The organism is Kitasatospora misakiensis, assembly GCF_042656005.1.
GTDB classification, from domain to species: domain Bacteria; phylum Actinomycetota; class Actinomycetes; order Streptomycetales; family Streptomycetaceae; genus Kitasatospora; species Kitasatospora misakiensis.
Map to the genome: position 1 here is coordinate 1 of NZ_JBHSOF010000023.1, position 24312 is coordinate 24312.

Annotated in this window: 12 protein-coding genes and 2 pseudogenes; 5 read left to right on the forward strand and 9 right to left on the reverse strand. The window is 73.0% G+C overall.

Going from position 1 to position 24312, the window contains the following annotated elements; all coding sequences use genetic code 11:
• The 4 genes from ACFP3U_RS18790 to ACFP3U_RS18805 form a co-directional block, all read left to right on the forward strand.
• On the forward strand, positions 1 to 3131 hold a 3131-nt coding region (locus ACFP3U_RS18790; RefSeq protein WP_380226714.1), incomplete at its 5' end, for a serine hydrolase domain-containing protein.
• Positions 3128 to 3997 (forward strand): thioesterase II family protein, encoded by an 870-nt coding sequence (locus ACFP3U_RS18795; RefSeq protein ID WP_380226715.1) that lies wholly within the window; start codon positions 3128 to 3130, stop codon positions 3995 to 3997. The genes ACFP3U_RS18790 and ACFP3U_RS18795, both read left to right, overlap by 4 nt.
• A gap of 16 nt (positions 3998 to 4013) precedes the next feature.
• Positions 4014 to 4997, forward strand: coding sequence for a TauD/TfdA family dioxygenase (locus ACFP3U_RS18800; RefSeq protein ID WP_380226716.1), 984 nt, complete (start codon positions 4014 to 4016; stop codon positions 4995 to 4997).
• Positions 4998 to 5122: 125 nt separating this feature from the next.
• Positions 5123 to 5416 carry a hypothetical protein gene (locus ACFP3U_RS18805; protein WP_380226717.1) on the forward strand — a complete coding sequence of 98 codons (294 nt, stop codon included), beginning with the start codon at positions 5123 to 5125 and terminating at the stop codon, positions 5414 to 5416.
• 16 nt (positions 5417 to 5432) lie between these two features.
• Here the strand turns inward: ACFP3U_RS18805 and ACFP3U_RS18810 are convergent, their stop codons facing one another.
• The 9 genes and pseudogenes from ACFP3U_RS18810 to ACFP3U_RS18850 form a co-directional block, all read right to left on the reverse strand.
• Positions 5433 to 6122 (reverse strand): 4'-phosphopantetheinyl transferase family protein, encoded by a 690-nt coding sequence (locus ACFP3U_RS18810; protein WP_380226718.1) that lies wholly within the window; start codon positions 6120 to 6122, stop codon positions 5433 to 5435.
• A gap of 125 nt (positions 6123 to 6247) precedes the next feature.
• On the reverse strand, positions 6248 to 6733 hold the full coding sequence (locus ACFP3U_RS18815) for a nuclear transport factor 2 family protein (RefSeq protein ID WP_380226719.1): 486 nt from the start codon (positions 6731 to 6733) through the stop codon (positions 6248 to 6250).
• 57 nt (positions 6734 to 6790) lie between these two features.
• Entirely contained in the window at positions 6791 to 8953 is a 2163-nt protein-coding gene (locus ACFP3U_RS18820) for an MMPL family transporter (protein WP_380226720.1), read from the reverse strand.
• Entirely contained in the window at positions 8950 to 10383 is a 1434-nt protein-coding gene (locus ACFP3U_RS18825) for a flavin-containing monooxygenase (RefSeq protein ID WP_380226721.1), read from the reverse strand. The genes ACFP3U_RS18820 and ACFP3U_RS18825 overlap by 4 nt, the downstream gene beginning before the upstream one ends.
• A 110-nt stretch (positions 10384 to 10493) precedes the next feature.
• Entirely contained in the window at positions 10494 to 13037 is a 2544-nt protein-coding gene (locus ACFP3U_RS18830; protein WP_380226722.1) for a KR domain-containing protein, read from the reverse strand.
• 7 nt (positions 13038 to 13044) lie between these two features.
• A complete protein-coding gene (locus ACFP3U_RS18835) occupies positions 13045 to 20832 on the reverse strand; it encodes a cytochrome P450 (protein ID WP_380226723.1) in 7788 nt (2595 codons plus the stop codon).
• A 5-nt stretch (positions 20833 to 20837) separates the two neighbouring features.
• Entirely contained in the window at positions 20838 to 21389 is a 552-nt protein-coding gene (locus ACFP3U_RS18840) for an acyl carrier protein (RefSeq protein WP_380226794.1), read from the reverse strand.
• Positions 21378 to 22430, reverse strand: a pseudogene (locus ACFP3U_RS18845) (ACP S-malonyltransferase); the annotation flags it as partial. The gene ACFP3U_RS18840 and the pseudogene ACFP3U_RS18845, both read right to left, overlap by 12 nt.
• Positions 22431 to 23133: 703 nt before the next feature.
• Positions 23134 to 23817: a hypothetical protein gene (locus ACFP3U_RS18850; protein WP_380226724.1), complete on the reverse strand. Its 684-nt coding sequence runs from the start codon at positions 23815 to 23817 to the stop codon at positions 23134 to 23136.
• Positions 23818 to 24012: 195 nt separating this feature from the next.
• On the opposite strand from ACFP3U_RS18850, the pseudogene ACFP3U_RS18855 reads away from it, so the two are divergent.
• Positions 24013 to 24312: pseudogene (locus ACFP3U_RS18855) on the forward strand (hypothetical protein); the annotation flags it as partial.

The following is a 24312-nucleotide window of genomic DNA, read 5'->3' on the forward strand; positions in this document are numbered from 1 at the left end:
CGGGCCTGGCCCGTGGCTACCTCGGCCGCCCCGACCTGACCGCCGAGAAGTTCCTGCCGAACCCGCACGGTCCGGCCGGCTCCCGGCTGTACCGGACGGGTGACCTGGCACGCTTCCTCGCGGACGGCACGCTGGAGACGCTGGGCCGCATCGACAACCAGGTCAAAATCCGCGGCTACCGCATCGAGCTGGGCGAGATCGAAGCCCGCCTGCGCGAGCACACGCAGGTCCGCGACGCGGTCGTGGCCGTCCGCACCCTCGGCACCGGCGAGAAGTCCCTCGTCGCCTACGTCGTCACCACCGACGGCACCACCCCCGACGTCCGCACCCACCTCGCCGACTCACTGCCCGACTACATGGTCCCGGCCGCCGTCATGACCATCGACACCATCCCCCTCACCACCAACGGCAAGGTCGACCACCGAGCCCTCCCCTCCCCCGACCTGACCGCCTTCGCCACCGAGCAGTACGTAGCCCCGCGCACGCCGCTGGAGGAACGCCTCGCCGCCATCTGGTCCGAGGTGCTCGGGGTGCCGCGCGTGGGCAGTACCGACAACTTCTTCGCCCTCGGCGGCGACTCCATCCGTGCCGTCCAGGTGCTGTCCGCCTGTCGCGAGGCGGGGTTGTCGCTCGCCGTCTGGATGATCCTCCAGGCCACCTCGCTGGGCGAGTTGGCCACCATGGTGACCGTCGAACCGGCCGCCGAAGGCCTGCCACCGACCCCGGCCCAGCACAGCGCGCTCGCCACCGGCGGCGGCCACACCCTGCGCCTCCCGTTGAGCGGCCAGGCCGACCCCGCCTTGCTCTCCTCCGCGCTGGACACGGTCGTGCGGCACCACCAGGCCCTGCGCATCTCGCTGGTCCCCAATGCCGGCGGCGCCGCCTCGCCCGCCCTCCGTCTCGCCGAGGCCGCGACCGGGCCACTCCGCTTCCTCGACCTGCGCGCGGCAGCCGCCGACGGCCACGCCGCCGCGATCGCCACCGCCCTCGACGAGGCCCGGGCGGCGCTCGACCCGAGCCGCGCGAGCCTGGTGCGGGCGACCCTGGTGCGCGTCGACGAGCGGAAGCCCGACGAGCTGTGGCTCACCGTCCACGCGCTCGCCGCCGACACCGGGTCCTTCCGGATCCTCGCCGACGACCTCGACTCCGCCTACCGGCAGCTCGCTTCGGGCGGCGAACCGGTCCTGCTGCCGCCGGCCACGCCGTGGCGGGACTGGGCCGAGCAACTGGCCGAGCAGGCGCTCTCCCCCGAGCTGCTCGACCAAGGTGAGCGCTGGCTCGCCCGCCCGCCGGCCACCCCCCTGCCCCTCGACCACCCCACGACCACCACCACCGCCCCCGACACCGACACCGTCATCACCGTCCTTCCCCCCGACCTCACCGCCGCCCTCCTCGCCGACCCCCAGCCCACGCACGCCGTGCTGGCCACCCTCGGCCGCACGCTGGCGCGTTGGGCGGGCGGCGACCGGATCGAGGTCGACGTCCTCACCGACCCCCGCCAGGACCAGGACCTCGGCCCGGCGCTGTCGCGGACGGTCGGCCCGCTCGCCGACACCCATCCGGTGTCGCTGCGGCTTCCGGCCGACCGCGACACAGCGGCCACCGTCACGGCGGTCTCCCGCCAACTGCGGGCGCTGCCCGCGCCCGTCCACGGCTACGGCCTGCTCCGCCACCTCGCGCCGGACGCCGACCTCGCCGCCGAACTGGCCGCGCTCCCCGGGGCCCAGGTCCGCTTCAGCCACACCCCCGCCACCGCCCCCACTCACGAGGGCGGCGGCCTCGTCCTCCTCCCCGAGCACCTCGCCCCGGAGGCCGCCGCCCCCACCCACCTCCTCCACCTGGACACCCACCTCCAGGACGGCCGCCTCTACCTCCGCTGGACGTACCGACCCGCCGTCCACACGGCGGCGACCGTCCACCGCCTCGCGGACGAGCAGCTCGCCGAGCTGAGCGACCACCTCCGCACGGCGGCCCCCCGACAGTCCGCCGACCCCACCCGGGCGCCCCGGACGTCCCGTCCGCACGGCTCCGCCCCCACCGACGCCGTCCCGGAGCTGATGGCCCGCCACGCCGTCCCCGGGGCGAGCATCGCCCTGCTGGAGAACGGCGAGGTGACCTCGCTCCACAGCTACGGCGTGCTGGGCGTCGACGATCCCACCCCGGTGACCGCCGAATCGCTCTTCCCGGCCGGTTCGATCAGCAAGCACGTCACCACCGTCCTGGTCCTGCGCCTGGTCTCCGAGGGCGTCCTCGACCTCGACCGGGACATCAACGACTACCTGACCTCCTGGCGGGTGCCCGCCGGGGACGGCCCCGTGACCGCGCGGCTCCTGCTCTCCAACCAGTCGGGCCTCGCCCCGCACCCGCCGCTGGACGACAACTACCCGCGCCGCGAGCCCGTCCCGACCCTGCTCGACGTCCTGAACGGCCGCGCGCCGGCCAAGACCCCGCCGGTGCGCCGCGAGGACGCGCCGGGCGAGGTGTTCCGGCTCAACCCGTTGAACTTCTCCGTCCTCCAGCAGGCGATGGCGGACGCCACCGGCACCGCCTTCGCGGAGCTGGCCCGGCACTGGCTGCTCGACCCGCTGGGGATGGCGGCGAGCGGCTTCGACCCGGTGTTCCCGGACACCACCGGCCGGGCGTTCGCCCGCGGTCACGCGGCGGACGGCACGCCCGTCCCGGACGGGTTCGTCGTCCACCCGGAGGCCGCCGCCGGCGGGCTGTGGACGACCGCCGGGGACCTGGCGCGACTCGCGGCGGAGGTCCGCCGCTGCTTCCTGGGGCTCCCGGGCGGCCTGGTCGACCAGGAGCTCGTCCGCCGGATGCTGACGCCGCTGGGCGGGCGCAACTACGGCTGGAGCACCATCCTCGACGGCACCGGCGGCGCCGACCTCGAATTCGGCCACGGCGGGCAGGCGCTCGGCTACCAGGCGATGACCGGTCTGCGAGCCCGCTCGGGCACCGGCGCGGTGCTGCTCAGCAACGCCGCCGGCGGACGCGAACTGGTCCGCCACCTGCTGGCGACCGTCTGGTCCGGCCAGCGCAACCTCGGCCGGCTCTGGCAGCAGGCCATCGACGAGGCCACCGCCCGCGAGCAGGACGAGCAGCTCCGGAACGGCCCGGACGCATGACGGCGGCCAAGGCGGTGGCCAGGGCGACAGCCGCCCCGCCCCCACCCCCGCTCCCCGGCGCCGCCGCCCGCTGGTTCCGCCGCCCGCACCGGGTCGCCGAACCCCGGCTCCGCCTGGTCTGCTTCCCGCACGCGGGCGGCAGCCCGGCGGCCTACCGGACCTGGCACCGGCACCTGCCGGAGGACGTCGAGGTGCTGGCGGTCTGCTACCCGGGCCGGCAGGACCGGATCGGTGAGCCGTTCCCCGCCACCCTCGCCGAACTCGCGGACGAGATCACCGCCGCGCTCGCGCCCTTGCGGGACGTGCCGCTGGCGCTGTTCGGCCACAGCATGGGCGCCCTGGTGGCCCACGAGGTCACGCTGCGGCTGGCCGGCGAGCGGGACGCGCCGCCGCCGGTGCGGCTGTTCGTCTCCGGTTCGCCGGCGCCGCAGCTCGTCGACCACGCGGCCCTGTGCTCCGCCCCGGACGAGGAACTCCTCTCCCTGGTCCGCGCCCTAGGCAGCGATTCGGCCGACGCCCTGGAGATCCCCGCCCTGCGCGAGCTGCTGATGCCGGGCATCCGCGCCGACTTCCACCTGCTCGCCCACTACCGGCCCACCACATGCCCGCCGACGAGCTGCCAGGCCGCCGTCCCGGTCACCGCCTGCACCGGCGACCGCGACCCGGCCTGCACGGTCGAGGCGACCCGGGCCTGGTCCGCGACCACCACGGCCGCCTTCGAACTGCACGTCTTCCCGGGCGGCCACTTCTACCTCGAACCCCTGGAGGCCGAACTGCTGGGCCGGATCGCCGGCCACCTGCGGTCCGACCTCCGGATCCGAACGGCCCTGCAGCACGGGGCGACCCAGTCCGCACAGACCCACTGAAAGGGACCACCGCACCATGACCACAGCCCTTCCGGCGCCGATCCAGGCGACGACCGGCCTGACCCTGACCGACCAGGAGCGCCGGGAGGTCGCCGCGCTCGCCGAGTCCCTCGCACAGGTGCCGCCGCGTCTGATCGACGAGCGCGCCTGGATGGACGCGGCCCGCAAGCTGGCCTGCCGGCTGCCGGTCCGCGTCCTGGAGGAGGTCCGCGACTACCGCCACGACCCGGGCCCGGACGGCCTGCTGATCCTGCGCAACCTGCCGATCGACGACGCGCGGCTGCCGCGGACGCCGACCGTCCCCGAGTCGGTCGAGCGTGCGGCGACGCCGCCGGCCGCCGTCTCGGCGCTGGTCAGCCTGGCGCTCGGCGAGGTCGTCGCGTACCGCGAGGAGAAGTCCGGCGCCCTGGTGCAGAACGTGGTCCCGGTGCCGGGCCGCGAGGAGTCCCAGAGCAACGCCGGCTCGACCCTCCTCGAACTGCACGTCGAGAACGCCTTCCACGCCCACCGGCCGGACTACGTCAGCCTGTTGTGCCTGCGCAACGACCACACCGGCACCGCCGGCACGCTGGTCTCGTCGATCCGGCGCGCTCTGCTGCTGGTCCCGGACGAGCTCGCCGAGGTGCTCCGCGCCCCGCGCTTCGTCACCGAGCCGCCGCCGTCCTTCGCCGCCGGCGCCGCCACCCCGCGGCACGCCGTACTGGAGGGCGACCCGGAGGACCCGGACATCCGCGTCGACTTCAGCGCCACCACCGCGCTCGACGAGGAGGGCCGCGCCGCCCTGGAGGTGCTGCGCGACGCCCTGCTGGACGTCGGCGCGATGCTGGTCCTCCAGCCCGGCGAGATGGCCTTCGTCGACAACCGGCTCTCGGTGCACGGCCGGACGTCCTTCGAGCCGCGCTACGACGGCCACGACCGCTGGCTGCACCGCACCTTCGTCCACCTGGACAACCGGCGCACCCGGGCCCACCGCCCGGGCAACGGCTTCGTCCTCGACTGACGCCGTCGTCCGCCGCGCCCGATCGCTGCTTTCAACTGATCGTCAGTTCGGTTTATTCTCTGACCTGTTGACCTCTACCTCCGGGGGCCGGACGCACCGCGCACGGCCCCCGGACCGGATTCCCCGTGTACCTCATCCTGGCCCAGCTCGACTTCCCGGACGGCGCCCCCGGCGCCGCCGAACTCCGGCGCGCCCTCCCCCGCCCGGCCGGCGTGGAACACGTCTACGTCGACGGCCACGCCACCTCGGCCGAGGTCGTGCTCTTCCTCGCCCTGCCGACCCTCGCCGAGTCCGAGTCGACCGCCCGCGCCCTCTGCAACGCCTACCTCCGCGTCCACCACCCCACCGCCCGCCTCCGCACCCTCACCGCCTCCGTCGCCCCGGGCACGGAATCGGCCCTCCTCGGCCCCGACGACTGAAGACTGAAGACGGACCCTAGAGCGTGTGCCGCAGCCGGTAGTTCACGGCGGTGGTGGCGCCCGCGAGGGCGACGGCCGCGGCGTGCCGCGGGCCGGCCGGGAGGTCGATGACGGCCCAGCCGGACGGGCGCCGGGCGGGTTCGGCGGTGCCGAGGTAGTCGGCGGCGGGCGGGCGCCCGAGACCGATGCCGAGGCCCTTGAGGTAGGCCTCCTTGCGGGTCCACAGCCGGGCGAACGCGCCGGGCCGGTCCGCCGGGCGGACGTCGGCGAGCTCGGCCTGTTCGACCGGGTGCAGGGTCGGGGCGAGCACCGCCACGCTGTCGGCCTTCGGCAGCGGCTCCACGTCCACCCCGACCGGGGCGGCGGCGAGGCCGATCAGCACCCGGTCGCCGCCGTGGGAGAGCGAGAAGTGCGGAGCGTCCGGCAGGGCGCCGGCCAGTCGCGGACGACCGTGCGGTTCGGCGCAGTCGGGGCACGGCTCCCGGGCGAAGACCAGCGCCTCCGGGGCGACCGCCAGGCGCCGGCCGAGGACGTGCCGCAGCGCGACGTGCGCGGCGAGGTAGATGACGCGGTCCGCGTCCCGGACGAAGCGCCCGGCGCGCCGGTGCTCCTCCTCGTCGAGGCAGTGCAGGTCGGCCGGCTCCACCGGCACGGTGGCGGGGTCGAGCAGCCAGAGCTCGACCTCCGCCGGATCCTTCGGATTCATCAGCCCGCCCCCGTCCCTCGGCGCACCCCTGTGCGCCCCCGATACAGCCCGAAACACCCCGGCGCAGGAACGACGCGGGCGGCCCGGGGAGAACCGGACCGCCCGTGTCGACGCACCCGCGCGCGTCACCCGCCGACGCGCGCCTCGCGGAACGGGCCGGGGCTGCCGACCGGCGTCGCGACGGCCTCGTCGACGCCCTGCTGGCCGATCTTGTCCAGAACCGTCTCCAGCAACTCGGTGTCGCAGTAGATGTGCAGCTCGGTGATCTTGCCCCACTTGATCCGGACGACGTGCACACCCTGGTTGGAGTAGTGGTTGCCCTCGCGGTCGGTGAGGTGGTCGACCCATTCGGCGAAGGCCACGGTGTCCCAGGGCCAGCCCTTGGCCACGACCTTCTTCAACTCGAAGCGCAGGTCGGGCATGACCTCCGCCAGCCGGTCGTACCACCGCTGGATCTGCTCGGTGGTGTCACGACCGCCGGAGAGCGCGTGCGCGCCGGAGAACCAGTGCTCCGCGTCGGGGGTGAACTGCCGCACGATCGCCGCGTAGTTGCCGCGGTTGACCTCGACGAACGAGTTACGGAGATTGCGCCGGACGATGGCGTGATACACGTTTCCACCTCTGGTCGTAGGAAGGCCGGTCGTGAGTGGTGACGGTTCGTCAAAACCTTACGACTTCTCGACGGCCAGCGGCGGCGCCCCGCCCTCACGGAGTCCGAAGCGTTCGTACAGCCACCGGAGCGGGGCCGGCGCCCACCAGTTCCAGTGGCCGAGCAGACGCATCAGCGAGGGCACGAGCAGCGCCCGGACGATGGTGGCGTCCAGCAGTACGCCCAGCGCGGTGCCGAGTCCGAGCTCCTTGATGAACACGATCTCGGAGGTGGCGAGCGCGCCCAGCGCAACGCAGAACAGCACGGCGGCGGCGGTGACCACCCGGCCGGTGCGGCCGAGGCCCTGGGCGACCGCCTCGGTCTCACCGACCCCGGCGTCCCTGGCCTCCTTGATCCGGGCGAGCAGGAAGACGCCGTAGTCGGTGGAGAGGCCGAAGACCATCGCGAACAGCAGCACCGGCTGGGTGGCGTCCAGCGCGTTCTGCGTGTCGGCGCCGAACAGTCCGGCGCCGTGGCCCCACTGGAAGACGAAGACCAGGATGCCGAAGGTCGCGGCGAGGGTGAGCAGGTTCATCACCACGGCCTTGAGCGGCAGCACCAGCGAGCCGGTCATCAGCAGCAGCACCAGCATGCTGGTGAGGAAGACGATCAGCGCGGCGGCCGGGAGCCGGCCGGTGAGGCTGTCCTTGAGGTCGACGAAGGTGGCGGTCTGCCCGCCGACCAGGACTTCGTCCGGGCCGGACAGCGCGCGCACGTCCTTGACCAGGGTCTGGCTCTCACCGCTGAGGCCGGGCTCCGCGGGGGTGACCTGGAGCAGCCAGGTGTCGGCGTTCAGCGCCACGGCCGGGGTGACCGAGGCGGCGCCCGGCAGGGCCGCGATCCGCTCGCGCAGGGCGTCCATCCGCGGCTGCGCCGCCGCGGCGTCCCCGCCGGTGGCGACCACGACCTGCACGGACTCCAGCGGGTCGGCGGGGAAGTCGGCCCGCAGGGTGTCGGCGACCGAGCGGCTGCTCGCACTGGTGGGCAGCGAGGACGGGCCGACGGTGGTGAAGGCGACCTTCAGGAAGGGCAGTCCGAGCACCACCAGCAGCGCGCTCGCGCCGATCGCGACCAGCGGGGCGCGCCGCATCACGCCGCGGGCCATCGCGAACCAGCCGCCGTCGGTGTTCTCCGGCGCCTCCAGCGAGCGGCGGAACCGGGCCGGGGCGAGGAAGTCGATGTGCCGGCCGAGCAGCCGCAGCATCGGGGGCAGCACCAGCAGCGCGACCAGCAGGGCGGAGGCGGAGACCAGCAGGCCGCCGACCGCCATGGAGTAGAGGAAGCGCTGGCGGAAGACGAACAGCGAGGCCATCGCGGCGCTCACGGTGAGCGAGCTGAACAGGATGGTGCGGCCCGCGGTGTGCAGGGTGACGCTGATCGCCCGGTCGATGTCGGGCTCGACGGTCATCTCGCTGCGGAAGCGGGAGACGATCAGCAGGCTGTAGTCGATGGCGAGGCCGAGGCCGAGCGCGGTGACCAGGTTGAGCGAGAAGATCGACATCGGGGTGAACTGGTCGACCACCCGCAGGCCCAGCAGCGTGAGGACGACGTTCAGACCGCCGATGACCAGCGGCAGCGCGGAGGCCACCAGACTGCGGAAGATCCACAGTGACAGCAGGAACAGCACCGGGAAGGCCAGGAGTTCGGCCCGCTCCAGGTCGTGCTGGACGGTGCTGACCACCTGGTTGCCGACCACCTCGCTGCCGCCGAGCCGGACGGCCCGGTCGCCGTCGAGCCGGTCGGACAGCCGGTCGACGGCGTCCTGGTAGTGGTCCCCGGCACTGTCCTTGAGCCGGCCGACCACGGCGGTCTGCCGCCCGTCGCGGGAGACCAGGTTCTTGTCCTGGGTGCCGTAGTACGTCAGGACGTCGGCGAACGTCGGGTCGCCGGACATCAGTCCGGCGACCTTGTCGACCTCCTCCCGGGTGCGCGGATCGTCCACCGGGGCACCGGTGTCGACGAGGGCGATGATGCCGCCGTCGCTCTGGATGCCGGTGGCCGCGCCGATCCGGTCGTCGGCCCGTACACTGCCCGATCCCGGAGTGACGAAGTCCGGGTTGCCGCCGGTCAGCGATGTGACGACGGGTGCGCCGATGAAGGCCGCGACAGCGGCCACCACCACGGCGCACAGCACCATCACCCGGGCATGCCGGTTCGCCAGCCGTGCGATCAGGTCCATCATGCGTGGCTCCTCAGCCGGGTCGCCGCCGGCGCGTTGGCCTGCTCCGCGGGCCCGGTGCCGCCCGCTCCGGCCGTGGTGCCCCGGTGGCGCGCGGCGGCCGGCGGGTCGGTCTTCATCCGGCGGACCAGCTTGCGCAGCAGGGCCCGGTAGGAGAAGTGCTCGACCTGGAGCCAGTGCCGCTCGGAGTCGTAGTACTGGATACCGCCGTTCAGCTCGGCCCCCGCCATCGGCGTGGCCTTGGCCTGCTTGAACCAGGACGCCCGCTGCGGGTCGGTGCGCAGCAGGTGCAGGTAACGGGCCATGAGCTGCGACTGGTAATCCATGATCGGCCAATTGCCGGTGGACGTTTGGAAGTATCCGATGACAAAAAGGTTGTCGTACTCCGGGTGGAAGGCGCTGAGGTGCAACTGCGGTGTGCGCCCGTTCCAGTTCAGGTGCTTGCGGTCGATGAACGGGAACTCGGTCATCCGGTATCCGGTGGCGTAGACGATGACGTCGTACGCCTCCTCGCTGCCGTCGCTGAACTTCACCCGGTCACCGCGGAGTTCGGCGATGTCCGGCTTGGCCTCGATGTCCCCGTGTCCCAGGTGGTAGAGCAGCGTCGAATTGATGACGAAATGCTCCTCAAGCAACTTGTGTGACGGCTTGGGCAGCCCGTACTGCTCCGGCCGTCCGGCACTGTTGAGCCGCAGGAAGAGACTACCGAAGAAGCGCACCACGGGCCGGGGCATGCGCCATTTCAGGACGTTCTCGTAGAGCACGTCGGTGGGCATCCCGAACAGGTACTTCGGCCAGTAGTAGCAGCCCCGCCGGATGCTCAGCGAGGTCGAGGCGGCGTTCTGCGAGGACTCCACCGCGATGTCGCAGCCGGACGTCCCGCCGCCCACCACCAGCACGCGCTTGCCGCGCAGCGGCTCCGGGTCGCGGTACTCGCAGGAGTGGAGGATCTCGCCGTCGAACTTCCCGGGGTACTCCGGGAACCGGGGGCTCCAGTTGTGGCCGTTGGCGATCACCACCCCGGCGTAGCGGCGCACTTCGCCCCCGTCGAGGGTGACGTACCAGTCCGGCGAGCCGTCCCGGCGCTCGATCGACTCGACCGTACGGCTGAACTCGACGTGCTCGTACACCCCGAAGTGCTCGGCGTACGACCGGAGGTAGGCGTGCGCGTGCTCCCGGCCGAGGTAGGTCGGGAAGTGCGCCGGGATCGGGAAGTCGTCGTACTGGATGTAGGGCTTGGACGTGATGAGGTGGACCGAGTCGTAGGCGGCGCTGTAGGTGTTGCCCCCGTACCAGTTGCCGCCCACGTCGTCGGCGCGCTCGATCACGTCGAACTCGAAGCCGAACTCGCGCAGGTTCTTGCCGGCGGCCAGACCACCTGCCCCGGCGCCCACGACGCAATAGGCGCTCGACCGGTCAACGATCGTGGTCAACGGTTCCCCCTGGTGGTGTCGTGCCGTGCCCTCCGGCACGGTGAATGGTCAGCGTCGGACAGTCCGCGTCGGACAGTCAGCATCGGACAGTGCGCGTCCGACGGTGCGCGTCAGCGGTAGCGCAGGCCGGTCGCCCGGAGCACCACCGGGCAGGCCTCGAAGAGCTCGACGGGGTACTGGCCGGTCCAGTCGCGGCCGTCCGGGGTGCCGATCAGCAGCACGGCGCCCGCCGCGGCCGACGGCGCGGCGGACAGCCGCTCCACCGTGAGCCGCCGGGCGCCCCCGGCCCCCGCACCCGCCCCGGCCTGAGCCTGGGCCTGAGCCTGCGCCTGGGCCTGGGCGAACCAGGCGGCCCGCAGCAGGTTCTCCACCTGGTTGAGCGGAAGGGTGGAGCCGGGCGCCGGCGAGGCGAGCAGCAGATCGGCCGTCCGGCCGGGTTCCGCCCGCCCGTACAGCCGTCCTCCCACCGCGTCCCGCTGCCAGGCGGCCAGCCGGAAGGCGTGCCCGGTCCAGGCGAGCGCCCCGCCCGGCGCGGGCGGCGCCACGTCCTCGGCGCCCAGGGCGCCGGTCGGCGGCAGCAGCGCCGTCTCCGGCGGCACCTCCCCGGCCCGGTAGACCAGTTCGGCGGTGGCCAGCCGTCGCCCGTCCCGCTCCAGGACCACCGCGACCCGCCAGGCGCCGTCCTCCGCCCAGCGGCCCTCGGCGTGCCGGACCAGCGCGGCCGTCCGCCGGCCGGGGCCGACCCGCAGCTCCCGCAGGTCCACGTCCAGGTCCCGCAGTTCGGCGAACCGCAGCTGGTCGCCGTTCTCCGGCAGCACCCAGTCACCGGCCGCCCGCAGGTACTCCAGGCAGAGCGAGACGGGCAGCGCGGGCTCGCCGTCCACCCGGAAGTCGTCGCAGCACGGCAGCTCGCCGGCCGACAGCAGGTGCGCCGTGGTGATCGCGCCGTACGGCCGGAACTCCAGCGGCTCGCCCAGGTAGTAGCGGCTCGCGGCGAGCCGCTCGATGCCGGGCAGCCCGGTGTCCTGCTGGTAGCCGCGCAGCACCGACGGCAGCATCGCCGGGCCGACGTCGCCGATGAACGTCGACTCCCCGCTGCCGCCGGAGAACAGCTCGCGCTTCCAGTGGTACAGGCCCTCGCGGACGTCCACCGCCGACATGTAGCGCAGCGTCGCCTCGTAGTTGGTGATCATCCCGAGGCGTTCCCAGGTCGGCCAGCAGACCGTGGACACCGGTGTGCGCCGGGCCCGGCCCGGCTGCTCGCCGCCCTGCGAGGCCCAGAGCCCGAGCCGGCTCAGCGCCTCGTTGGCGGCCCCGTAGTCGAGCTGGCCGACCATGCCGCCCCAGCGGCCGGTCAGCGAGCCGACACTGCAGAAGAACGCCAGCGGCGGCCGGTCCGCCACCGCCCGCAGCAGGTTGAGGAAGCCGCCGACCTTGACCCGGACGACCAGCGAGACGATCTGCTCGGTCTTGCCCGGCAGCCGCACCGGCACGTCCACGCCGGCGTTGTGGACGACGCCCGCCAGCCGGTCGCCGGCCTCGTCGACCAGCCGGGCGACCTGCTCCGGATCGGTGATGTCGCACTGCACGTAGTCGATCCGCAGACCGTCCTCGCGGGCCGCGGAGAGGTTGGCCCAGAGCTCGCGCTCCTGCGCCAGCTTCTCCAACTCGCCGCGGACCTGCGGCACCCGGCGCGCGGCCACCGCCTCGCGCAGCCGCTCGTCCCGGTACCGGCGGAAGTCCTGCTCGTTCAGCGTCAGGGCCGGGGTGGCGTCCGCGTCGGGCGCCGCCCCGCGGCCGCTGACCACGACCCGGGCGCCGAACTCCTCGGCGAGCGAACGGGCCAGCGCGTAGCCGATGCCCCGCCCGCCGCCGGACATCACCACGGTGTCGCCGGGCCGCAGCGCGCGGACCGGCGGGGCGGGCTGCGCGTGGCGGGCCCGCAGGCTGTAGCGGCGGCCGGCGTGGTGGCCGATCTCGAACGCGCCCCAGCGGTACAGCTCCCGGCTCACCAGCTCGCCGATCTCCTCCGCCGAGTGCTCGGCGGTGAGGTCGAGGATCCGGATGTTGCAGTTCGGGACCTCCCGGGGCAGGCCCTTGGCGAGGCCCGCCCACAGGCCGCCGAGCGGCTGCTCGATCCGGTCCGGGCCGAAGCCCATCCGGCCGCCCAGCCAGGTGACCGGCAGGTAGAACAGCCGGACGGCGTCGGTCTCGGTGATCCAGTCCGCGAAGCAGGCCTGGAGCATCGCGAACGTCTGCCGGAACGGGCCCTCCCAGCCGTCCGGACCGCTGCGGTCGAAGGACTCCTCGACGTTGAGGTCGACGATCCCGTCGATCCGCCCGGCCGCGGCGTACAGGGCGGCGGCGGCCTCGGTGAAGCCGCCGTACTGCCCCCCGGCGGGCGGGGCGAGTCGGTGCACGGTCGCCCCGGCGGCGGTCAGTGCCGCGCCGACCGCGGCGGCGGTGGCCTCCCGGCCACCGACCACCGCGATCGAGCGTCCGCGGAGCCCGGGGGCGGCGCCCGGCGGGAGCGCGGCGGTCTCCACCGGCTCCCACACGTGGCGCCGCACCGGGCGCACCGATCCGTCCTCCGGGTAGTCCACCACCGGCGGGGCCAGGGCCTCCGCGAGGGTGATCGGTTCCTTGAGTGTCATCGGCGGGTCATCGCTCCCTGGGCTCCACGACGAGGCGGATGCCGTCCACCGGGCGGAAGGAGACCAGCGTGCCCAGCGTCAGCGGGTGGTCGGGGACCAGCCGCAGCCGGAAGCGCTGGGCCACCATGGCCAGCGTCAGGTGCGTCTGCACCAGCGCCATCTGGTTGCCGATGCACTTGCGCTGACCGCCGCCGAACGGGAAGTAGGCGTACCGCGGCTGCTGCGCCCGGTTCTGCTCGGTGAAGCGCTCCGGGTCGAAGCGCTCCGGGTCCACCCAGTAGTCCGGGTGCCGGTGGGTGACGTACGGGACCATGAAGACGCTGCCGCCGGCCGGCACGTGCCAGCCGTTGACGTCGTCCTCCGCGACGGCGTCGCGCGGGTACACCCAGATCGGCGGGTGCAGCCGCAGCGTCTCGTCGGTGACCATCCGGGCGTACGGGAGCTTGGGCAGGTCCTCGATGGTGGGCGTGCGCCCGGCGAGCACCTGCTCGACCTCCTCGTGCAGCTTCTCCTGCGCCTCCGGGTCCTTGGCCAGTTCGTAGAGCGCCCAGGCCAGACCGGTGCCGGTGGTCTCGTGACCGGCCATGAAGACCGTCATGATCTCGTCCCGGACCTGCTGCCTGGTCCACTCGCCGCCGCTCTCGTCGCGGGCCTGGAGGAGCAGGCTGACCAGGTCGGTCAGCCCCTCGTGCCGGCCCTCCCGGTGCGCCTCGACGATGCCGTCCACCACGTCATACATCACCTTGCGCGCCTGGCGGATGCGCCGGTTGTACGGGATCGGCACGAACTCGGGGGTCAGCTGGTTGAGGGTGCCGCGGAAGACCATGGCCTCGATGGAGGTGACCATCGCCGGCCCCACCCGGTCGCTGAGCGGGTGGAGGTCGGTGTCGAACATGACCTTGCCGAGGGCCCCCAGGGTGAGGTCCATCATCTCCGGCACCACGTCGATGCCGGCCTTGTCGGCCCCCGCCCGCGCCCACCGGTCGAGCACCAGGGTGGTCGAGTCGGTCATGGTGGTCGCCATGTTGTCGATGGCGGTCTTGTGGAACAGCGGGTTCACCACGCGGCGGTGCTGCTTCCACTCGTCCCCGTCGAGGGTGAGCAGGCCCATCCCCATGAAGATCTTGAAGGCGTCGTAGCCCTTGCCGCGGATGTAGTTCTGGTTGTTGTCCTGGAGGACGTACTTGATGTTGTCCGGGTGGTAGTTGAGGTGGACGGTGAAGTAGCCCAGCGGCAGCCGCACCATGTCGCCGTAGGACCGGCTCAGCTCGGTGAACAGGGCGGGCGCGTTGCGCTGGAACTTCCGCAGGTTGCCGGGGACGGTCCGCAGTCCGCGCGGCCCCGGGGCGGGGCGGGCGAGCCGCGCCACCGCGGGCGCGGAGCGCCGCGCCGGGCGGCGCTCGGGGGCGGCGACGGCCGTGGCCACCGCCGCACCCGGCTCCGCACCGGCTTCGTTGCCGGCGTCCTCGGCCACGTGCTGGGCTTCCGTGGTCACCGGCGTCGGCTCACCAGCCGCGCCGGCCTCAGCTTTTCCCATCACTGCCACCACCTCACTGACCTCGACGGAGTCCGCCGCGGTGTCGGCCGACCGCGCGGAGGCCGCCTCGGCCACCTCCGCGGGGGTCAGGAACGTCCCGGTTCTGCGATCGAGATAGCCCATCAGCGTCCAGTCCAGGTCCTTCATCTGGATCAGGATCCGCCCGTCGGGCCGGACCGCGACGAAGCGGTTGCCGCTGCCCGCGTTCCGCCCGTCGGCCTCCGCCCCGGGCAGCACCGCGTACAGGTCGATCCGCCCGTACCGCCGTGCGACGTGGCTGTCGCCGCCGTGCTCGTAGACGTCGATCCGGCCGATGCCCAGCGGGGCCGCCAGCGGGATCAGGTCGCCGTCGACCAGGGCGAGCACCCCGGTCCTGGCCAGGCCGTCGAGCAGCACCACCGGGATCCCGAAGTTCCCGAAGACCCGGTGGTCGGCGGGGAGTTCGAGGTTGTAGGTGGCGCGCTTGCCGTCCGGGTGCAGCCGGGTGTCCGTGGTCGACACGAACAGGTCGGTCAGCAGCACCGGTGAGCCCGCGCTGTGGTACGGGTCGGGCACCGGCGTCTCCGCGGCCGGGTGCCACGCCTTCCAGTGCGGCGCGTCCGGCAGGTCGCCGGCCAGCAGCACCCGCACCTCGAAGTGCAGCCGGTCCTTGACCAGCACGGTGCCGTTGGGCGCCACCACGTCGTGGGTGATCCGCACCGCCACCACCGCCTGGCCGAGGTCGGCCCGGCGCTCCACCAGCTCGGCGCGGATCTTCTTCCGCAGCCCGGCCCGGTCCGACTCGCGGACCTTGAGGAAGTGGTGGAAGCGCAGGTCCTCGAAGGCGTACACCTTGAGGTCCGGCACCAGCCAGGAGGCCGCCTCGAAGGCGATCTCGGTGACGAAGGTCCCCGGCAGGGTGGGCGCGTCGCCGACCCGGTGGTGCGCCAGGTAGTCGTCCTTCTCCAGGTCGAAGACCCGCTCGAAGGTGACCGCGTCCGCGCTCCGCTCCACGATCTCGCCGAGGTAGAACGGCAGGACCGGCGGTTCCTCCGCCGCGGCCGGCCGCTCCGGCACCGGCCGCACCTCGGCCTGCGGCGGCGCCGCGTCCGCCCCGCCGCGCGACGCCCCCGGGTTGAGGAAGCCGGGCAGCAGCCGCTCCACGGCCCGCCGCTCCGCGTCACCGAGGTGCACGGTGTACGGCGAGGGCTTGACGAGGTTGAGCTCGCGGACGAAGTGGTGCACGCCCTCCGCGGTGCTCATCGCGGAGTACAGCCCGCTCTTCTCGAAGTACGCCTTGGTCAACTCGTTGGCGCCCAGGCCGACCTCGCCCCACAGGGTCCAGCCCACGGTGAACTCGTGGGTGCCCAGCACCTGGTGGGAGTAGGTCGCCGCGGCCCCGAGGAAGTCGTTGCCCGAGGCGTAGTCGGCCTCGCCGACCTGGCCGGTCATGCCCAGCAGCGAACCGAAGTTGCACCAGGCACGCGGCGGCCGGCCGCGCAGCGCGTGCTTGAGGTTGTAGTAGCCCAGCACCTTCAGGTCGCGGACCTGCCGGAACTCCGCCAGGCTCTTGGTCGCGATCGGCGCCGAACGGTTCAGCCCCGCCGCGTTGACCAGCAGGTCGATCCGCCCGGCCTCGGCGTGGATCCGGTCCATCGCGGCCATCACCTGGTCGCGGTCGGTCACGTCGCAGGGCACGTAGTGCACCGCGCCCGCGCCGCTGTGCTCGGCGATCCGGCGCAGGTTGGCCCGGATCACCCGCGCCTGGCCGATCCGCTCGTACGCGCGGTTGAGCTGCGCGGGGTTGCGGCCGGTCTTCAGCGCGAGCTGCTGGCGGATGTAGTCGGCGCGGCCCTTGGCGAAGGCCTCGTCGTCCAGCTCCAGGTACTCGGCCGGGTGGGAGTCCACCGGGTTGCTGCCGAGCACGTACACCCGGGGCCGGAAGTGCCGGGCGGTCTCGGCCAGCAGTTCGGCGGTGATGCCGCGTCCGCCGCCGACCGCGACCACGACGCTGTCGGGCCCGAGCGCCGCCTCCCCCGGCGGCACCAGCTCGCCGGGCTCCTCGGCGAGGGTGACGGTCAGCCGTCGCCCGCCGTCGTAGAAGGCCGAGGGCACCCCGCGCCGGAACGCGGACTCCCGCTCCGCCTGGGCGACCCCGGTGGCGGCCTCCCGCTCGCCGGTGATCAGCGCGTAGGCCACGCACTGCGGCGCGTACTCCAGGTGGATCACCTTGAACAGACCGGTGAACATGCCCGTGAACGGGTGCGGGGTCCGGTCGGTCATCGCCCCGAGGAACAGCCCGACGCAGCTCGCGCCGCCGGCCTCCTCGGCCAGCGCCCCGTGCCGCTGCTGCACCGTCAGGAACACCAGCTCGTGCAGGGCGCTGAGCGCCTCCGCCTCCGCCGGCCCGGCGGTGTCCGCGCCGGACAGGTCGGTGATCACCCGGACGTGCCGGATCCGCCGCTGCGGGTCCGCCGCGTCGAGCAGCCCCTCCAGCGCCTCGGCGTCCGGCACGTGCCGGACACCGGGACCGCCGGGCACCGTGGACAGCACCAGGGTGCCGGCCGGCGCCCCGGCCGCCGAGACCGTCTCCGGCCGGTCGGTCAGCACGACGGTGGGCTCCGCGGGCCAGAACGGCACCTCGGCGCGCACCGGCTCGCCCGGCGTCCCGGTCAGCCCGGGGACGTGCCGGGTGATCAGCAGCGGGTGCAGGTCGTCGTAGGTGCGCTCGTCGTAGAAGGCGGACGGCACGTGGCTGTCGGCCTCGGTCGCCGGGCGGGCCGCCGACACGGGGGCCGAGACCCGGACGGTGAGGTCGGGCGAGCCGTTCTCACCGCGGCAGACCACCAGGGTGTCCCGGTCGGCCGGCTCCTTGGCGAGCGCCTGGAGGATGCCGATCGCACCCTCGGCGCCCAGGTAGCAGGCCTCCCGGCCGGTGTGCACCGCACCGCACTCGACGGTCGGCACCGGCCGCGCGGCCGGCTCCGGCTCGGCGAGCGGGGTGTCCAGGTAGCCGAGCACCTCCAGCCCGGCCGCCGCCGCGGTCTCCTCGGTCACCAGGGCGAACAGGAAGGCGCCCTCGGCCAGGACGGCGCGGCCTTCGAGGGCCTCGTCCAGCAGCTGGCGCACCTCGTCGGTGCTGTTGCCGTTGATGCCGCCGACCAGCGCCATCGTCAGCTCGCCCTGCCGCAGGTAGCGGATGGCGACGTCGATCGCGCTCAGGGTCGACGTGAAGCCCGTGTCGACCGTCATGTTGAGGCCCTTGAGGTCGAAGTAGTTGGCGACCCGGGCCGGGATCACGTTCGGCATCATGCCGGGGAAGGAGTCCTCGTTGGACGGCGGGACCAGCCGCCGCACCTCGGACTTGAGCAGCTCCAGCGCCTCCGGCAGCCAGGGCGCCGAGGCCAGCGAGGGGTCGGCCTTCAGCGCGATGGTGAGGTCGTCCAGGTAGCAGCGCAGCGCGTAGAGCGTCGCGTTGCGGGTCGCCCCCAGGTGGCCGAGCACCACACCGGTCGTCTCGCTGTTGTCCTCCCAGAACGAGCCCAGGCTGTCGCGCAGCCGGTGGGCGCACTTGAGGATCATCAGCTGGCAGCGGTCGATGCCCCGCATCATGCCGGGGGGCATCCGCACCTGCTTGAACGAGGGCAGCGGGTAGGTATCGCCGAAGGACACGTCCTCCGGCCCCGACCTGCCCAGCCAGGTGGCCAGCTCGTCGGCGGTCTCGGTGCCCGGCACGTGCGCCGTCCGGGCCACGATCGCGATCCGCTGCGAGGTCTCCGGCGTCCGCGCCGGCACCCTGGTCCGGGCCGGCGCCGCCGCGGGCGGCTCCTGCACGACCAGGTGCGCGTTGGTGCCGCCGAAGCCGAAGCCCGAGACGGCGGCCGTCCGGCGGCGTCCGCCGCTCGGCCACGGCACGGCCTCGGTCGGCACGACCAGGTTGGAGTCGCCGATCGCGAAGTCCGCCGGCGTCTCGGTGAACCGGTGCTGCGGCGGGATCACGTCGTGCCGGAAGCCCAGCACGACCTCGATCAGGGACGCCACGCCGGCGGCCCAACCGGTGTGCCCGATCACCGACTTGTTGGAGGTGACGACCACCGGGGCGCGGCCGGGGCGGTGACCGCCCAGCGTCTCGCGCAGGGTGGTGAACTCCGCCAGGTCGCCCGCCGGGGTGCCGGTGGCGTGGGCGACGATCCAGTCCGGCCACACCTCGTCCATGCCCGGCCGGTCCAGCGCGCGCCGGATCGCCAGCTTCTGGCCGGCCGCGCTCGGCGCGTAGATCGCCTTGCCCTTGCCGTCCGAGGACGAGCCGAAGCTGCGCAGGGTGGCCAGCACCCGGTCGCCGTCCCGGCGCGCCCGGCTCAGCCGCTTGAGCACGACGGTCGCGGCGCCGTCCGAGAACAGCACGCCGTCGCTCTCCTTGTCGAGCGAGCGGACCTCGCCGCTCACCGACAGGCCGTTGAGCTTGGCGAACAGGATCGACCCGCGCGGGCCCACGGCGAACGAGCCGCTGCAGACCGCGATGTCGTGCCGGCCCTCCAGCAGGCCCTTGAGGCCGAGGTCCACCGCGTAGAGCGAGGACGAGCAGGCGGTGTCCACGAGCAGCAGCTCGGCGGAGTCCGGCAGCACGTCGCGCATCGCGTTGAGTCCGACCCGGTGCGGGAAGAACTGCAGCGGCTCGGGGCCGCTGCGCGGGTAGTGCCCGGCCAGCCGCTTCTCGACGGCGGCCAGCGCGGTGGCACGGTCCGACCCGGACAGGCCCAGCCCGTCCAGGATCGGCGCGATCCGGCCGAGCACACCGGCCCGGACGGTCGCCTCCTCCAGGTGCTGGCTGCCGTCGGCGGTGTAGCCGACCAGGAAGGAGCAGCGGTCCCCGGGCTCGTGCTTGACGCCCTCCATGGCCTGGAGCAGCGAGTGGCGCAGCCAGAGCGTGGTCGACTCCACCGCGTCCGGGTCGGTCCCCGCCTCGGCCAGCTCGCGGGCCAGCTGCGGGTGCGGCACGAAGTCGGTGATGAAGGCCGAGCGCTTGGAGTAGGTCTTGTCCTCGTCGCGCTTGTCGGCCGAGTGGAACTTGTCGTTGTCCCACCGGTCGGCCGGGATCTCGACGAACCGCTCGGCGCCGTGCATGAGCTCGTGCCAGTACTCGTCGAGGTCGTTGGCGCCGGGCACCACGATGCCCATGCCGACGATGGCGATCTCGTCGTCCTCGTCGAACGCCGCGTCCTCCACCTCCGCGGTGACCGCGGCGGCGACCGGGACCGGGGCCGGGGCGACCGGCGCGGGGGTCGGGGCCGGGGTGGCCACCGGCACGAGGGCCGGGGCCGGGGTCACCGCGGCCTGCACGGCGGCGGTGACCGGGGCGGCCGCGGCCGCCACCGGCGTCCGGGTGTCCGCCCGCTCCGGACCGGCGGCCTGCTCGAACTCGGGCTCGTCCTCGGGCTCGGGCTCCTCCTCGTGCTCCCCGACCGGGACGGTCGGCGGCACCGGCTCCACCAGCGCGCGCGGCGGCGAGAGCAGCGCCTGCCCGGTGGACAGTCCGCCGTCCGCCAGGATCACCTGGCCGGTGATCCAGCTCGACCGCGGCGAGGCCAGGAAGGCCACCACCTCGGCCAGCTCCTCCGGGTGGCCGAGCCGCCCCATCGGGGTCGCCTCGATGGTGGCGCGCTGCATCCGCTCGGCGTCCGGGAACAGGCCCACGACCTCGCTGTACAGCATGCCGGCCGCGGCCGTGTTGACCCGGATCCCGTCGCGGGCGTAGTCGACGGCCAGGTAGCGGGTCATCGCCTCCACCGCGGCCTTGGCCGGCCCGCAGGCCAGGTAGTTGGCCATGACGAACTGGCCGCCGCCCAGCGTGGAGAGGTTGACGATGCTGCCCCCGCCCCGCCGCGCCATCAGCGCGGCGGCCCGCTGGGCGCACGCGAGGCCGCCCTTGAGGTTGGTGTTGAGGGCCCGGTCGAGCAGCTGCTCGGTGACGTCCCCGCCCGGCACCAGCGCGCCGTTGGCGGCGTTGTTGACCAGGATGTCGAGGCCGCCGAAGCGCTCCTCGATCTCGTCGAACATCCGGTCGACCTGGCCGCGGACGGCGACCGACGCACGGATCACGTGCGCCTGGCCGCCGGCCCGCTCGATCTCCTCGGCGGTCTCCCGGGCGGGCCCGGGCGAGTGCAGATGGTTGATGACGACCAGCGCGCCGTCGGCGGCGAGCCGCTTCGCGATGACCTTGCCGACGTTGCGCGCCCCTCCGGTGACCAGGGCGATCTTTCCCTGCAGTTCCTGGGACATCAGGCTCACACCGATCCGCCCGAGGCGATGATCAGGTCAGCGATCTTGCCCAGGGTGTTGAAGGCGGCCGGCCGCACGTCGGACGGGCGCGGCGGCAGCTCGTAGCGGTTGCCGACCCGCACCAGCAGCTCCGTCTGCTTCACCGAGTCGACGCCCAGCTCGGCCTCCAGGTCGGTGCCCTCCTCGAAGACCTCGGCCGGGTACTCCAGCGCCTCGGCGTAGATGTCGGCGAGCTGGCGGACCAGGGTGTCCCGGTCCACGGCCGCCACCGGGGCCGCCACCGGCGCCGCCGGCACCGCCGCGGCCGCCACCGGCTGCGCCGCACCGTTCGCGCTGCCGTTGACGCTCGGCTCCTCCTTCGCGCCCAGGTACGTCAGGTAGGCCTCGCGGGCGAACGCCCGGACGTCCACACCCCGGCCGTTCCAGAACGCCTCGAAGTCCTCGGCCGGCACGTCGGACAGCAGCGCCGCCCGCAGCTGGTCCGCCGGCGAGAGACCGCCCGAGCCCGCGGGGACGGCGCCCACCGAGGCGAGCCGGTCGAGCGCCTGCCGCAGCACGGCCGCGCCGCCCGCCTCGGGCAGCAGGGTCGGCACGGTGGTGACCGGCGACTCGACGATGCGCCCGGTGATCCGGCTCAGCGCGTCCAGCGCGCCGCTCTCGACGAACACCGACACACCGGTGCCCGCCAGCTCGCGGACGGTGTCGCCGAAGCGCACCCGGGCGGTGAAGTGCCCGGCCAGCAGCTCGGTCAGCCGGTCCCCGTCCTCGTAGGCGCGGCCGATGATCGGCGAGTGGACGGTGGTCTCCAGCGGGCGCTGGCGGATGTCCGCGATGCGCTCGGCGAACTTCTCCGCCGCCGGGCCGAGCAGCGGGCTGTGGAAGGCGTACGGCGACTTGAGCCGGGCGAAGTCGATCTTCAGCACGGCGGCCAGCCGGCCGATCGTGTCCAGCGTCTCGGCCCGCCCGGACAGCACGGTCTGCCCGGCGTGGTTCTCGACCGCGATCCCGGTCAGCGGGTCGCCGGCGAGGTCGACCAGCCGCTGCGCCCGGTCGGCGTTGGTGCCGATGGCGGCCATGTAGGCGTCGCCCAGGCCGGCCTCGCGCAGCGCGATGCTCCGGTGGCAGACGATCTCGGCGCCCTCGGCGGGCGTGAACGCGCCGGCGGCGACCAGCGCGGCGATTTCGCCGAGGCTGTGGCCGATCAGGACGTTCGGGCGCAGACCGCGGGCGCGCAGAACGGTGTAGGTGGCGGTGGAGACGGCGTAGATCGCGAGCTGGAGCGCCTCCGGGGCGTCCCGGAGCAGCTGCTCGGTGTCCGGCGTCCGCTCCGCGAACAGCTGGTCGACCGCGCGGTCGCCGAGCAGCGGACGGGCGGCGTCACCGATCTCGGTGAGGACGGGTCCGACCTCGGGGAACTCGTCCCGCAGGTCGGCGAGGGCACGGCCGTAGAACGCGCCCTGCCCCGGAAAGAGGACGGCAATCGAAGTTTCAGGCATGATGCACACTTCCCCCAGACTCATTTGCGTGATCAGCTGCATCGGCGGATCGCGCCGCAATTCCTTGGCCGAGAAGACCGTATTACCGGCCCCGCGCTCCGGGGAGCCGGTTCCGGTTAATCCTCGGTTAAATCAGAAACGCGATCACAACCGAATTCGATGCCTTCGGGCATGCGCCATCGATAAATGCCGCCACCCGGAAATGCATCAGGAGACCCCACTCGGCGGCGCACCCCGGCAGGCGCGCATCGGCCGAGCAACTGGCTTGCAACAGAACGTCGTTGGGATCCGTCGACACCGCACGACGTCAGGCGGCCGGCGCCGCTCCTTCCCGTTGCCCCCCAGCCGAACAAGCGGAACGGCTGACTACGGTTCTGTGATTGTCAGCCACTGCCACATTTATGTTCATCGTCCCCCGTATCGCTGCGTGCCGAAGCACTGCGGCTCATACTCTTTAACCCTAGGAATCCGCCTGACGGGAAGTCAAGTCTTTTCTGGAGCGACCGACCGGTAACATTCCTGACCTGCGACGAAGCCACGTCATGGTTTCGTCACAGGGCCATTTTCGTCAGGCCATGACAAGTTGTGCGCCACGAAAGAGCGCGAAACAGAAACGCTTCCGCAGGCACCCCCGTAACCGGTTCCCGAACCACCCGCCATCCCGCCGGAACCCCCCAAGGAATCGACGCACACCCCGCCCACCCCCATGCGCCCCCACGCCGGCCCATGCGCCCACCCCCACGCCCCCACCCACCGGCCCGGCCCAGACCCACGCCACCCAGGGTGCCGCGCGCTCGTCAGGCGTTCACGCCTGGTCGGCGAGCCCTTTCACGTCATCACGCCCAAGCAGCGCCGCCACGCAGTACAGCGGCAGGAAGCCGGCAGCGAGCATCGGTGCCATCACCGCCACCATGAGGATCTGCCCCATGCTGTCGTAGCCGACGTGGGCCGCCGCCCGCCCGCGAATCCATGCGACCGCACCAATGTTGCCCGCGACAGTCGCCCAGGCGGACGGCGCCGTGTGGCACTGAAGCATCAGCACCGCACCCAGAAGCGCCGTTGACGGGCCGCGCCAACGCAGCACCTCACCAAGATCCCCTCCGAGGCGATGCGGTGCCGGCAGCGTCATCACCCCCACCAGGAGCAGGAGTAGACCCGCCCATCCCAGCCCTACGACCCTGATCTGGATCCAGTGCGCAGCGGTCGACGTCCAATCCGACGGAAGACCAAGCCACTGGCACATCGCCCCCAACTGCGCCATGGGATCCCGGCCCGTCGCGAGGCCCAGCAGAGCCGCGCATCCCGCGAGCGACGCCATGGCCCGGTACCAGGTGCCCAGCGCTGGCACGGCACGGGCGCCACGAGCCGCCGACCGCACCAGGCGCTCGGGGGTTCCCAGCCATACGTCGCCACGGATCACATTCGCTTGCACCAGCCGCGTGTTGTCCAACCGACCGCGCACTGAGTTCGTTGACTCCCCCTGAACCATGAGGACCAGGCTAACGATCAGGACCGACCGTGAAGCACCACCGTCCGAAGGGACTATCGTGCTCGACGGCCGACCCACGACCAGTAGCCGCATTCGACCGGAAGAGAGGGCGCCCACGTGACCGGTGCGGGACCGATCCGGACGACCGCAGCAAGCAGCCGCGACCGCTGGACCACAATGCATGTGGAACGACGCGTGCTCGGCGTCGTGCACAACGTCACTGCCGCCACCCGCCTCCTCGACCTGCTCGACGCCTTCATGGGGGACAGCAGGATCCAGGTCGTCTTCACCTGCCCCGGCTCGTCCGCACTGGACGCCGGCACCATGGAGCTCCTCTCCGCCAAAGGCGCATTGTGGATTCCTTGGGATCGCGCAATATCCGCGGAATTCGATCTGGCCATAGCCACCAATCGGGGCGGAGAATTGCATAAAATCAATGCCCCACTTATTGGCACGCCGCATGGCGCCGGATACAATAAGACACTCAGCCGGGAG

Excerpts from the sequence above, each read along its gene's own strand:
- ACFP3U_RS18820 (WP_380226720.1), bottom strand. The coding sequence starts at position 8,953 with ATGATGGACCTGATCGCACGGCTGGCGAACCGGCATGCCCGGGTGATG.
- ACFP3U_RS18850 (WP_380226724.1), bottom strand. The coding sequence starts at position 23,817 with ATGGTTCAGGGGGAGTCAACGAACTCAGTGCGCGGTCGGTTGGACAAC.
- ACFP3U_RS18830 (WP_380226722.1), bottom strand. The coding sequence starts at position 13,037 with ATGACACTCAAGGAACCGATCACCCTCGCGGAGGCCCTGGCCCCGCCG.
- ACFP3U_RS18795 (WP_380226715.1), top strand. The coding sequence starts at position 3,128 with ATGACGGCGGCCAAGGCGGTGGCCAGGGCGACAGCCGCCCCGCCCCCA.
- ACFP3U_RS18800 (WP_380226716.1), top strand. The coding sequence starts at position 4,014 with ATGACCACAGCCCTTCCGGCGCCGATCCAGGCGACGACCGGCCTGACC.
- ACFP3U_RS18810 (WP_380226718.1), bottom strand. The coding sequence starts at position 6,122 with ATGAATCCGAAGGATCCGGCGGAGGTCGAGCTCTGGCTGCTCGACCCC.
- ACFP3U_RS18835 (WP_380226723.1), bottom strand. The coding sequence starts at position 20,832 with ATGTCCCAGGAACTGCAGGGAAAGATCGCCCTGGTCACCGGAGGGGCG.